11 protein-coding genes are annotated in these 12523 nt (G+C 73.3%); 9 read left to right on the top strand and 2 right to left on the bottom strand.

Annotated elements, in window-relative coordinates:
- Positions 1-54 precede the first annotated feature (54 nt).
- Together EBO35_RS09155 and EBO35_RS09150 are read left to right on the top strand one after the other, a co-directional pair.
- Complete coding sequence (locus EBO35_RS09155; RefSeq protein ID WP_122817437.1) at positions 55-1143, top strand: alkene reductase; 1089 nt, start codon at positions 55-57, stop codon at positions 1141-1143.
- 36 nt (positions 1144-1179) lie between these two features.
- Entirely contained in the window at positions 1180-2112 is a 933-nt protein-coding gene (locus EBO35_RS09150) for an NADP-dependent oxidoreductase (protein WP_122817436.1), read from the top strand.
- A gap of 78 nt (positions 2113-2190) precedes the next feature.
- Here the strand turns inward: EBO35_RS09150 and EBO35_RS09145 are convergent, their stop codons facing one another.
- The gene (locus EBO35_RS09145; protein WP_122817435.1) at positions 2191-3870 is read right to left on the bottom strand and encodes a long-chain-fatty-acid--CoA ligase; all 1680 of its coding nucleotides are present in this window, start codon (positions 3868-3870) and stop codon (positions 2191-2193) included.
- A 195-nt stretch (positions 3871-4065) separates the two neighbouring features.
- On the opposite strand from EBO35_RS09145, the gene EBO35_RS09140 reads away from it, so the two are divergent.
- Positions 4066-4758 (top strand): DUF4389 domain-containing protein, encoded by a 693-nt coding sequence (locus EBO35_RS09140; protein ID WP_122817434.1) that lies wholly within the window; start codon positions 4066-4068, stop codon positions 4756-4758.
- Here EBO35_RS09140 and EBO35_RS09135 read toward each other — a convergent pair.
- On the bottom strand, positions 4745-5080 hold the full coding sequence (locus EBO35_RS09135; RefSeq protein ID WP_164477880.1) for a hypothetical protein: 336 nt from the start codon (positions 5078-5080) through the stop codon (positions 4745-4747). The two genes, EBO35_RS09140 and EBO35_RS09135, sit on opposite strands and share 14 nt — an antisense overlap.
- A 481-nt stretch (positions 5081-5561) precedes the next feature.
- Between EBO35_RS09135 and EBO35_RS09130 the strand changes: the two genes are divergently transcribed.
- The 6 genes from EBO35_RS09130 to EBO35_RS09110 all read left to right on the top strand — a co-directional run bounded on the left by EBO35_RS09130 (position 5562) and on the right by EBO35_RS09110 (position 12498).
- Positions 5562-6869 carry a glycosyltransferase gene (locus tag EBO35_RS09130; RefSeq protein WP_122817432.1) on the top strand — a complete coding sequence of 436 codons (1308 nt, stop codon included), beginning with the start codon at positions 5562-5564 and terminating at the stop codon, positions 6867-6869.
- Positions 6866-8737, top strand: coding sequence for a right-handed parallel beta-helix repeat-containing protein (locus EBO35_RS09125; RefSeq protein WP_122817431.1), 1872 nt, complete (start codon positions 6866-6868; stop codon positions 8735-8737). Before EBO35_RS09130 ends, EBO35_RS09125 begins: the two co-directional genes overlap by 4 nt.
- Complete coding sequence (locus tag EBO35_RS09120; RefSeq protein WP_206422726.1) at positions 8734-9978, top strand: right-handed parallel beta-helix repeat-containing protein; 1245 nt, start codon at positions 8734-8736, stop codon at positions 9976-9978. The genes EBO35_RS09125 and EBO35_RS09120 overlap by 4 nt, the downstream gene beginning before the upstream one ends.
- Complete coding sequence (locus EBO35_RS09115) at positions 9969-11105, top strand: UDP-glucose dehydrogenase family protein (RefSeq protein WP_317983535.1); 1137 nt, start codon at positions 9969-9971, stop codon at positions 11103-11105. The genes EBO35_RS09120 and EBO35_RS09115 overlap by 10 nt, the downstream gene beginning before the upstream one ends.
- Positions 11003-11365 (top strand): UDP binding domain-containing protein, encoded by a 363-nt coding sequence (locus EBO35_RS20290; RefSeq protein ID WP_317983537.1) that lies wholly within the window; start codon positions 11003-11005, stop codon positions 11363-11365. Before EBO35_RS09115 ends, EBO35_RS20290 begins: the two co-directional genes overlap by 103 nt.
- 80 nt (positions 11366-11445) lie before the next feature.
- Entirely contained in the window at positions 11446-12498 is a 1053-nt protein-coding gene (locus EBO35_RS09110) for an OmpA family protein (protein ID WP_127481103.1), read from the top strand.
- The last annotated feature ends 25 nt before the right edge of the window (positions 12499-12523 follow it).

Below are 12523 nucleotides of genomic sequence, written 5' to 3'. Positions count from 1 at the left end.
CTTAGTTGTTCGGCTAAGTAACTTCCGCTGGACTCATCCTCGAAGGAGCGACCCATGACCGTCCTCGAACCCCTCGCCGCCGGCCGGCTGCGCCTGCGCAACCGCATCGTGATGGCGCCGATGACCCGCAGCCGCGCGGCCGGCACGGAGCCCACCAGCCAGACCGCGACGTACTACGCCCAGCGCGCGAGCGCCGGGCTGATCGTCACCGAGGGCATCCAGCCCTCGCCGGTGGGCCAGGGCTACCCGTTCACCCCGGGGCTGCACAGCCCCCAGCAGGTCGCCGGCTGGCGCGCGGTGACCGACCGCGTGCACGAGGCCGGCGGCACGATCGTGGCGCAGCTGATGCACACCGGCAGGATCGGGCACCCGAGCACCACCGAGGCGGTCGGCCACGGCCGGCTCACCCCGGTGGGCCCCTCGGCGATCCGGGCCGCGGGCCAGATCTTCACGCCGACCGGCCCGCAGGACCACGTCGAGCCCGAGGCGCTGACCGCGGAGCAGATCGCGGCCACCGTCGCCGACTTCGCCGCCGCGGCCCGCAACGCGGTCGCCGCCGGGTTCGACGGCGTGGAGGTCCACGGCGCCAACGGCTACCTGCTGCACCAGTTCCTGGCCACCAACGCCAACCGGCGCACCGACGCCTGGGGCGGCACGCCGGAGAACCGGATCCGGATGACGCTCGACGTCACCCGGGCCGTGGCCGACGCGATCGGCGCGGACCGCACGGGCCTCCGCCTGTCCCCCGCCAACGGGCTCGGCGACACGGTCGAGGACGACCACGACACGACGTACCCGCTCCTGGTCAGCGAGCTCGACCGGCTGGGCCTGGCCTACCTCCACCTGGTCGAGGCCGGGGCGCCGTCCCTGACGCCGGTGCTGCGCCGCGCCTGGTCCGGTGCGCTGATCCTCAACCCGGCCACCGGCGACCCCTCCGAGCACCCGCAGCGGCTCGCCCGGGTCGCGGGCGGAGACGCCGACGCCGTGTCGTTCGGCCGGCTCTACATCGCCAATCCCGACCTGGTCACCCGGCTCGCCACGGGCGCCGAGCTCGCCGAGCCCGACCTGTCCACGGCGTACGGCGGCGACCACCGCGGCTACACCGACTACCCGACGCTCACCGGCGCCCTGCCGGCCCACTGAGCCGACCACCCCAGTTAGCACGACAGGAGCGCCACCATGCACGCCTACACCCTCACGACCTATGGACCCGCCGGGCTGGTCCCGGCCGACGTTCCCGAGCCCGACCTCGGCCCCGGCCAGGTCAAGGTCCGCGTCGAGCAGATCGCCGTCAACCCGCTCGACTGGAAGATCCGCAACGGCTACCTCGCCGAGATGCTGCCGCTGTCCCTGCCCGCCGTGATCGGCACCGACATCGCCGGCACGGTCCTCGCCATCGGCGACGGACCGGTCGACGGACCGGTCGACGGCCTGGCCGTCGGCGACCGGGTGGTCGGTTTCGCCGACTCCGGCGGGTTCGCCGAGGTCGCGGTCACCCGCGCCCAGCGCCTGGCGGTGGTGCCCGACGCCCTCGACCTGCAGTCCGCCGTGGCGGTCGCCACCGCCGCCGAGACCGCCCAGCGCGTCCTCGGACTGATCGACCTCGCCCCCGCCTCGACAGTCGTCGTCAACGGGGCCGCCGGCGCGGTCGGGAGCGCCGTGACCCAGCTGCTCGTGGCCGCCGGGCACCGCGTGCTCGGCACGGCGAGCCCGGCGAACCACGACTACGTCCGCAGCCTCGGCGCCGAGCCGGTCGGCTACGGCGACTTCCTGGTCGAGGACCTCCGGGACCACGCACCCGACGGCGTGCACGCCGCCATCGACACCGCCGGCCGCGGGTTCGTCGAACGCACCGACGGCCTGATCCCCGCGGAGCGGATCGTGACGACCGTCGACTTCGCCGCCAGCGCCCGCGGCGCCATCGTGGCCGGCGGCGACCCCACCCAGCTGACGGCGCAGAGCCTCCGCGCCGTGCTGGACCGGGCGGCGGCCGGCGCCTTCACCGTGCACATCGACTCGGTCCACCCGTTCGAGCAGCTCGGGGCCGCCCTGGCCCGCAGCGAGGCCGGGCACCTGCGCGGCAAGCTCGTCGTGACGGGGCCGGCCTCCTGACAGCGGGCCGGTCGGCGGGCTGATCCGTCCGGCTGGCCGGCGGGCGGCGCCGTACTCGACCCGGCGCCGCCCGTCTGGTCAGACGTCCTGGATCTGGACCGCCACCTCGCGGCGCAGCACCTTGCCCATCGGGTTGGTCGGCAGCTCGTCGACGAAGACCACCCGGCGCGGCACCTTGTACGGCGTCAGGCCCTGCCGCGAGTGGGCTCGGAGCTCCTCGGGCTGGACCGGCACGCCCTCGACGAGGACCACCGCGGCCACGACCTCCTCACCGCCGTCCGCGTGCGGGAGCCCGACGACGGCGACGTCGACGACCCCGGCGTGGGTGCGGATCATCGCCTCCACCTCCGAGGGGTAGACGTTGAAGCCGCCGGTGATGATGACCTCCTTGAGCCGGTCCACGATGGTCAGGAACCCGTCGGGGGCCATCGTCACCATGTCACCGGTCCGGAACCAGCCGTCGTGGAAGGCGGCGGCGGTCTCCTCGGGCGCACCCCGGTAGCCCGAGAACACCTGGGGGCCGCGCACCAGCAGCTCGCCGCGCTCGCCCTGGGGGACGTCGCGGTCGAGGTCCTCGGGGTCGGCGATCCGGATCTCCACGTCGGGGAACGGCACCCCGATCGAGCCGGGCCGGCGGGCCTTGGTCATCGGGTTCCCGACGATCACCGGCGAGGTCTCGGTCAGCCCGTACCCCTCCACCAGCAGGCCCCCGGTCGCGGCCTCCCAGCGCTCCACGAGCTCGGCGGACAGCGGCATCGCCCCCGACAGCGCGTAGCGGATGCCCGCGATCGAGACTCCCCGGCGCTCCGCCTCGTCCACGATGCGCTGGTAGAGCGGCGGCACGGCCGGCACGAAGCTCGGCACCTCGCGCTTGATCGCGTCCATCACCAGCCCGGTCTCGGGCTTCGGGAGCAGCACCAGCTTGGCGGCGATGGCCACCCCCAGCAGCACGCTGACGGTCACGCCGTAGGCGTGGAACAGCGGCAGCGCCACGAGGATGGACTCCTGGCCGTCCTGGAGGCCGGAGACCCAGAGCCGCCCCTGGCGGACGACTGCCACCAGGTTGCGGTGTCGCAGCGGCACCCCCTTCGGCACGCCGGTGGTCCCGGAGGTGTAGAGCAGCAGCGCCACTGCCTCCTTGTCCGGGCGGGGGTGCGCCTCGTCCAGCGGGGGCGCGGAGGCCAGCTCCGCCCACGGCATCGCGTCCGGTGCCGGGGAGGTCAGCTGGTCACGGGAGGCGCGCGCCTTGCTGATCGGCAGGCGCAGCGCCAGCCGCTTGGTCCACGGCAGCTCGGCGGTCATGTCGACGGCGACCACGTGCTCGAGCGACGAGTCGGCCCGCAGCTCCTCGACCACCGGCACGACCTTGTCCCAGACGATCGCCACCCGGGCACCGTGGTCGGCGAACGGGTGCCGCAGCTCCGAGGCCGTGTAGAGCGGGTTGTGCTCGACCACCGTCGCCCCGAGCCGCAGCACCGCGAAGAACGCGATGACGTTCTGCGGGCAGTTGGGCATCATCAGCGCGACGTTGTCGCCGGCGCGGACGCCGAGGCGGTGCAGGCCGGCGGCCACCCGGCGGACCCGCTCGTCGACCTCGGCGTAGGTCGAGACGCGGCCCAGGAAGTCCAGCGCCGGCCGGTCCGGGAACCGGCGCGCCGAGTCCTCCCACAGGTCGAGCACCGTGGTGTCGCCGTACTCGAGGTGAGCGGGCACCCCGGGTTCGTACGCGTCTGCCCACACAGGCACCTGAGCCGACATGGCGATCCTCGTCCTCCTCGCCGCGGGGACGACGTGCCGCAGCAGACTCAAACCTAGTTGCTCCGGTTCCGAGCGCCTCGCCCGCATCCGCCGAGGCACGCGAGGCGGCTCCGGACCTCACCTGATTCGGCTGAGCACGAGACCCGCGGGAGGACCGATGGTGGACGGGAGCGACCGACGACGAGGAGCCCAGCCATGCCGCCTGCCCGCTATCCGGTGCACGTCGACGCTGAGCTCGACCCCTCGCTGAGTCGCGGGCTGTGGCTCGTCAAGTGGCTGCTGGCCATCCCGCACTACGTCGTGCTGATCTTCCTGTGGCTGGCCTTCTTCTTGCTGAGCATCGTCGCCTTCTTCGCGATCCTGATCACCGGCAGGTACCCCCGCGGCCTCTTCACCTTCAACGTCGGCGTGATGCGCTGGAGCTGGCGGGTCACGTACTACGCCTCGACGCTCGGTACCGACCGCTATCCGCCGTTCACGCTCCACGACGTGCCGGACTACCCCGCCCACCTGGAGATCGACCCTCCCGAGCGGCTCTCCCGCGGCCTGGTGCTGGTGAAGTGGTGGCTGCTGGCCATCCCGCACTACATCGTGGTCGGCATCTTCATCGGCGGCACCTCGGTCGGCCTGGCCGGGTTCCTGGTCCTCGTCGCGGCGGTCGTGCTGCTGTTCACCGGCCGCTATCCCCGCCCGATCTTCGACCTCGTGATCGGGCTGAACCGCTGGAGGCTGCGGGTCAACGGCTACACCGCCCTGATGACCGACGCCTACCCGCCGTTCCAGCTCGACCAGGGCGGCCACGAGGAGTACGACGAGCGGCCGCCGGTGCCCGGTCCCACTTCTGGGGCGACTGCCGGGGCGGCTGCCGGGGCGGCTACCGGGTCGTGACCACCGTCGTCTGGTAGCCGTGCCCCGGGTCGACCTCGAGGCTGACCCGCTCGGTGTCCGGCACCCAGTAGCCCACGAAGAACGTGACGGCCTCGCCGTGGGGCACCCGTTCCTCCGGGCGCGCGACCACGTCGTGGTCGTAGTCGAAGATCGGCTCGGCCGGGGCGAACCCGCTGGCCAGCCGCACGTGCAGCTGGCTGGGGTTCCACAGCTCCTCGGTGCCGTTGCGCACCGTCACCCGCAGCCGCACCGGAACGCCGGGGCGCCGCTCGATCCAGGCCGACGGCGTGAACCGCTCGGGTGCCTCCACCTGGATCTTCAAGCCGCTGCCATAACGAAAGAACTCGCCGAAAACGGGCGCGCGGACCTCCTCGGACGACGCAATTGTTTCGGCCGGGTTAACCAATTCCCTGGGCGCATTTCCGGGGCTTTTCCGACCCGACGCGCCCACCTCCTGCGGCGCGCCGAACTCGGGATCCCCGTCGGCGCCGAGCGCGCCACATCCGCTCAGCAACGGGGCAAACAGCACCGCGGCGGCGGCCCATCTCGCGAGTCTCATGGACCCGACGCTAGAGGATCCCCAGCACCCGAAAAGCGGTTCCGCCGAATGTTGGCGGTCCTGACCGCAGAGGTACCCACTGTTGGGTATAGGCGCCACAACCACCCCCCATTTCCGCCATTTCCGAATCTACGGTCGAAGCCGACGCCAATACCCGTGACCGGGTATTCGCGTCGCTCTCGGGTCCGACCCGGCGCGATCGCGCCGTCGAGCCGTCCGCGCCATTCCAGGGGGTCCATCCACCGTGCCCGACTTCGCCGACTTCACCCTGCCCGCACTCGATCTTGCCGAGTGGCGGGCGGCCTTCCCGCTCGCCGTGGCCGGCATCATCGTGTGGTCCCTGTGGATCTACCGGTGCGTGCTGTCCGCTCGGGCCCGCCCGATCGACAACGACTTCACGGCGACGACCTCGGTGGTCGTGCCCAGCTTCCACGAGGACCCCGACATCCTGATGCGGTGCGTGGCCAACTGGCGCGCCCAGCACCCGGACGAGATCATCATCGTCCTCGACGTGGCGGACACCGAGGCCTTCGAGCGCCTCGAGGCGCTCGACGACCCGGTCGTGCGGCCCGTGCTGTTCAGGCACGCCGGCAAGCGGTCGGCCCTGGGCGTCGGCATCCGGATGGCGACCAGCGAGGTCCTGGTCCTGGTGGACTCCGACACCCAGTGGGAGCCCGGCCTGCTGCTCGCCGTGCAGCGCCCGTTCCTCGACCCCGAGGTGGGGGCGGTCAGCACCCAGCAGAACGTCTACGAGGCGCGCGGCAACGTGTGGCGACGCATCGCCGACTGGATGGTCAACCTGCGCTACTACAACTACGTGCCGGCGATGGGCCGCGCCGGCGCGGTCGCGTGCGTCTCCGGCCGCACCGCGGCGTACCGCCGCTCGGCGGTGACGCCGGTGCTGGAGAACCTCGAGAACGAGTTCTTCCTCGGCCGGCGCTGCATCGCCGGGGACGACGGCCGGCTGACCTGGCTGGTCCTCGCCTCGGGCTTCAAGACAGTGCACCAGTCCTCCGCCCGGGCGCTCTCGATGTTCCCGGCCTCGTTCCGCGCCTTCGTCAAGCAGCGGGTGCGCTGGAGCCGCAACTCCTACCGCTGCTACCTCACCGCCGCCTACAAGGGCTGGCTGTGGCGCACCCCTTTCGTCACCAAGGTGACGGTCCTGCAGATCCTGCTCACGCCGGTCACCATGGGCGTCACGATCGGCTACCTGGTCTTCAGCCGCCTCGAGCTCACCACGCACGGCGCGCTGCTGGCGGTGGTCTGGCTGCTCGCCGGTCGCGGGATCCGCGGCTTCTCCCACCTGCGCCGGCACCCGCAGGACATCCTGCTGCTCCCCCTGCTGACGCTGGTCGTGATCATGGTGGCGCTGCCGGTCAAGCTCTACGCGTTCCTCACGATGAACAAGCAGGGCTGGCTGACCCGTTCGGAGACGACGATCGGCGGGGAGGGCCAGGACCAGGCCTCCCTGGAGCAGCGCGAGCGCGGACGTCGTACGCCGACGCACGCGGACGTCGAGCCCGCGCTGTCCGCGGCCGGTGGTCACCGATGAGCCGGCGGACCGCGCGCAACCGGGTGCTCCTGGCCGCCGGGCTCACAGCGCTCCTGGTCGGGGCCACCGGTCCCGCCGCCTCCGCCGATGCCGAGATCGACCCCGGCGCCGACCCGGCGAGCGGCGGACGCCCCTACCCCGGCGACCCCGAGTCCGAGGCCGCCCTGGTCGCCGGGGAGGACGACCGGCTCACCGAGGTGCGGACGGTCAGCTCGCTGGCCAGCTGGACCCAGGCGCCCGCGAAGAGCCCGTACCGCCTCTCGACCGGGTCGGCGTACACGCTCGTGCTGACGGCGCGGTCGAACCCGTACACGGTCGCGGACCTGCTGCTGCTGGCGCCGCAGACGTTCGTACGCCGGCCCGACGGCTCCTACCTGCTCAGCGAGCACCTCGTCGTGCAGTCCGGGGCGACCCTGAACCTCGCCAGCCCCGGCGGCCTGCACCTGCACCTGGCCAGCGACTCCGAGGGGTTCGTCTCGATCGTGAACTACGGCGGCCGGCTCAACATCGCCGGCGCCGACGGCTCGCCGGCGGTCATCGCCAGCTTCGACCGCGACACCGAACGCCGCGACGCGCTCACCGACGACGGTCGTGCCTACCTGCGGGCGATCGGCGGCCAGGTGTCGATCTCGCACGCCCGACTCGAGGGCCTCGGCTTCTGGAGCGGCCGCACGGGCGGCCTGTCCCTCACCGGCACCGACCGCCCCGACAGCGGGTCGCTCCACGACCTGGCCGACTCGCTGAAGGTGGGCCCGGTGACCGACAAGGCGCCGGAGGTCGACGGCAACAAGAACTCCGCGCTCGGCGACGTGCTGCCCGCGGGCGACCTGCCGGTGCCGACGGTCGACGTCGACAACCCGCAGTACAGCTACGTCTCGGCGGCCATCGCCGACACGGCGGTGACCGACAGCGCGTTCGGCCTCTTCGTCTCCGGGGCCAACGGGCTCGACGTCCGCGACAGCGTCTTCGACGACAACGTCGTCTCCGGGCTGGTGCTGCACCGCTACGTCATGAACGCGGTGGTGGAGACGACCAGCGCGTCCGGCAACGGCCTCGACGGCCTCCAGCTGGCGCGGGCGACGACCGGGATCGTGCTCTCGGAGGTCGTCGCCGAGGAGAACGAGCGCAACGGGGTGACGATCTCGGGCCTGCCGCTGGCGACCGGGCCGAGCGCGACCGGCACCAGCGTCGGCAGCTACGGCAACAACTCGATCGCCAACAGCCAGCTGCGCCGCAACGGCCGGTACGGCGTGGAGGTGATCGGCGGCCAGAACGTCAGCGTGCTCGCCAACGACGTCGCCGACAACGCGGTCGGCGTGGTCGTCCGCGACGACGCGACCGAGGTCAGCGTGGTCGGCAACCAGGTCAGCAGCTCCCACGACCAGGGCGTCGCGCTGCGCGACGGCGTCTCCGGCGCGGTCGTCACCGGCAATGTGGTCAGCGGCGGCGAGACGAGCGTCTACGTCCGCGACTCCAGCGCCGAGATCGACCAGAACACCCTGGAGGGCGCCAGCGTCCACGCGGTCAGCTTCGTGGGCGAGGTCGGCTCCTCGAGCCTGCGCAACAACAAGATCAGCGGCCGCGGCCCGAGCGCGGTCGAGGTCGGGCGCGCCCACGACCTGGACACCGACGGCTGGGTCAACCACAGCGACGGCTGGCAGGACACCACGCCGTTCCTCGTGACGCTCAAGCGGTTCGCCCAGCCGCTGACGGTGCTGTGGTGCCTGCTCGGCGCGCTGCTGCTCTTCACGGCCGTGCGCGGCGCCCGCAGCCGCCGCTCCCGCCGGCACCCGTACCTGGACAAGGCCCCGGCCTGGGACCCGACACCGGTGCAGGTCGGCCGGGCCGGCGACGGGAGCCGGCCATGAGGCTGCCCGAGTCGCCCCGCGCGCGGCTGCTCGCCGCGGGAGCGGGCGGAGTGATCCTCGGGATGGTCCTCGCGCTCGGCATCGTCGCCGCGTGGCCGGACGACGACCCCGGAGCGCGGGCCGGGGACGGGGTGGCGACGCCGACCGTGCCGCCGGCTCCGACGATCCCGGAGATCCCGGAGTCCACCCTGCTGCCGGAGTCGCAGCCGCCCTCCCCCACGCAGACGGAGTCCGAGGAGGAGTCCGACGAGCCCGACGAGGGGGACCAGGGAGACGAGGGCGACCAGCCCGACTCCGCGCCGCTCCTCCCGGACGCGGCCCCGGCCGGCGAGGGCCCGCTGCCGGACACCGCTCCGGTGCGGTGCCCAGCCGCGACGACGACCGTGACCTCGACCAGCGACCTGGAGCAGGCGCTCGCCGCGGCGGCCCCCGGCGACAGCATCGAGCTGGCCGACGGGACCTACGCCGGCAGCTTCGCGACCACGGCCTCGGGCACCGAGGAGGCACCGATCTTCCTGTGCGGGACGTCCGCCGCGGTGCTCGACGGCGGCGACGTCGAGGGCGACTACGCGCTGCACCTGGACGGCGCCCGCTACTGGCGGCTGGTCGGCTTCACGGTCTCCGGCGGCCAGAAGGGAGTCGTGGCCGACGGCACCGCATGGTCGGTGATCCAGGGCCTCACGGTCTCCGGCACCGGCGACGAGGCGATCCACCTGCGCAGCCACAGCACCGACTCCGTCGTGCGCGACAACGCGATCGGCGAGACCGGCCTGCGCCGCGACAAGTACGGCGAGGGCGTCTACCTCGGCTCGGCGGTCAGCAACTGGTGCACCTACACCGACTGCGAGGCCGACCGCAGCGACCGCAACGTGGTCATCGCCAACACCTTCTCCGGCACCGCCGCGGAGGCGATCGACGTCAAGGAGGGCACCACCGGCGGCGCCGTCCTCGACAACACCTTCGACGGGTCCGCGCTCACCGGCGCCGACTCCTGGGTCGACCTCAAGGGCAACAACTACCTGGTCCAGGGCAACACCGGGACCACGGCTCCCGAGGACGGGTTCCAGACCCACCAGATCCTCGACGGCTGGGGCGACTTCAACGTCTTCGCCGCGAACCACGCCGACGTGCAGGGGCCGGGCGCCGGGATCTCGTCGTGGCCACCCGGCTCCAACGTCGTGCGCTGCGACAACACCGTCGCCGGCGCCGGCGAGGGCCTCAGCAACATCTCGTGCTCCTGACCACCGACCCGAAGGGCTCCACCATGTCCACCCTCGCCACTCCCCGACCGACCACTCCCCGACTCACCACGCCCCGGCTCACCGTCCTGGGCACCGGCTACCTCGGCGCCACGCACGCCATCTGCATGGCAGTGCTCGGCTTCGAGGTGCTGGGCGTCGACACCGACCGCGCCAAGGTCGACGCGCTCAACGAGGGCCGGGTGCCGTTCTACGAGCCGGGTCTGCCCGAGCTGCTCCGCAAGGCCCTGGACTCGGGCCGATTGTCGTTCACCACCGACCTCTCGGCGGCCGGCGACTTCGGCGACGTGCACTTCATCTGCGTCGGCACGCCCCAGCAGGTCGGCTCGCACGCCGCGGACCTGCGCTACGTCGAGGGCGTGACCCGCGACCTCGCGCCGTACCTGCGCCGCCGGTGCCTGGTGGTCGGCAAGTCCACGGTGCCCGTCGGCACCGCCGCGCGGCTCACCCGGCTCGTGCAGGACAACGCGCCCGCCGGCACCGAGGTCGAGCTGGCGTGGAACCCCGAGTTCCTCCGCGAGGGGTACGCCGTGGAGGACACCATGCGCCCGGACCGACTGGTCTTCGGCGTCGGGTCCGCGTGGGCCGAGGAGTCCCTGCGCGCGGCGTTCGCGCCGGTCATCGGGGCCGGGGTCCCGGTGGTCACCACCGACATCGCGACGGCCGAGCTGGTCAAGGTCGCCGCGAACTCGTTCCTGGCCACCAAGATCTCCTACATCAACGCGATGGCCGAGGTGTGCGAGGCGACCGGCGGCGACGTGCAGGACCTCGCCACCGCGCTCTCCTACGACTCCCGCATCGGCGGCCGGTTCCTGCACCCCGGCCTCGGCTTCGGGGCGGCTGCCTGCCCAAGGACATCCGGGCCTTCGTGCACCGGGCCGAGGAGGTCGGGGTCGGCAGGTCGGTCGCGTTCCTGCGCCAGGTGGACGCGATCAACCAGCGCCGCCGCTCGCGCACCGTCGACCTGGTGCGCGAGCAAGCCGGCGGCTCGCTGGACGGGGTCCGGGTGTGCTGCCTCGGCGCGGCCTTCAAGCCCAACTCCGACGACGTCCGGGACGCCCCGGCGCTCGACGTGGCCCGGATGCTGCAGGAGGAGGGCGCCGTCGTGACCGTCTACGACCCCGAGGCCATGGAGAACGCCCGCCGGGTCCAGCCGACCCTGAACTACGCGGACGGCGTCTTCGACGCGGCCGCCGGCGCGCAGGTGGTCGTGCTGCTCACCGAGTGGGACCAGTTCCGCTCCCTGGACCCCCGCCGGCTCAGCCAGGTCGTGGCCGGCTGCTCGATCGTCGACGGGCGGCACGCGCTCGACCGCGCCGAGTGGGAGGGCGCCGACTGGACCTACCGCGCCCTGGGGCGGGCCGGCTGAGTGCCGCACCCCTCGACGGCGGGCGCCCCCTCGGTCCACACTGGCGGGCCGAGGCGCGCGGTCGACCGGCGGGAGGCACCATGAGGGCGGTGGCGGTGCTGGCCATGCTGATGGCGCTGATGGTCCTGACGGCGCTGATCACCACCTCGTGCTCGGGTGGCGCCGACGAGGCCGGCGAGACGTCCGAGTCCGGGTCCCCGTCCGCCGGGTCGCCGTCGACGTCTGTGGGCCCGTCTGTGGCCCCGCCGACCGCGGACCCGCGGTGCGAGCCCGGGCCGGGGCGCGAGGTCGAGGAGCTGCCCGACGTGCGCGTGCCCGCCGTCGAGGTGCCGGCCGTGACCGACCCCGAGACCGGTGAGGAGCTCGCCCCCGCCGCCGAGGTGCCGGCCCAGGTCGTCGACGCCGGCTGCGTGGTCCGCCACGACGCCCCTGGCGGCTGCCTCGGCGCGGTCGAGGTCACGGCCGCGACGATCCCTCCGGCGGTCATCCCGGAGACCCGGGCGGGCGACCGCGTGTACGCCGCCGTGACCGTGCCCGGCGACACCCGGCCCGGGGCCCGGGCGGAGCAGGTCTGCCGGGTCCGGCGCGACGGCGGCGTGCTGGCCACCTCTCGTGACGGGGTGATCCGGGAGGGGTTCTCCCGCGACGGCGCCGCCCGGCCGGGCGACGACCTGGTGGCCACGGTGCGGATCCCGCCGGTCCGGCTGCCGGACGTCGACGTGGACCCCGAGCGCCTCGAGCGCACCGAGATCGGCGGCGGGCTGGGGCGGGTGGACGGCGACGGCAGCACGTCCTGGGTCGCCCCGGCCGCGGTGCTCTTCGACACCGACGAGGCCATCCTGCGTCCCGAGGCGGTCGCGGCGCTGGGCACGATCCTGGACCAGGCCCGCTCCGGCCCGCGCTGGCGGGTGCTCCTCGTGGAGGGGCACACCGACGACCGCGGCGACGCGGCGTACGGGCAGCGGCTCTCGGAGCGGCGGGCCCGCGCCGTGGCCGCCTGGCTGATCGGGCAGGGCGTCGACCGGCAGCGGGTCCGCACCCGCGGCTGGGGCGAGCGGCGCCCGGCGCACCCCAACGACAGCGACGCGAACCGCCAGCGCAACCGGCGCGTGGTCCTGACCGTGCGGCCCTGAGACCGTGCGGCCATGAGAGGGAGAG

The sequence above is a fragment of the Nocardioides pantholopis genome, from assembly GCF_003710085.1.
Classification (GTDB): Bacteria; Actinomycetota; Actinomycetes; order Propionibacteriales; family Nocardioidaceae; genus Nocardioides; species Nocardioides pantholopis.
The sequence above is the reverse complement of the archived record's forward strand: the minus strand, read 5'-3'. Positions and strand labels throughout refer to the sequence as shown.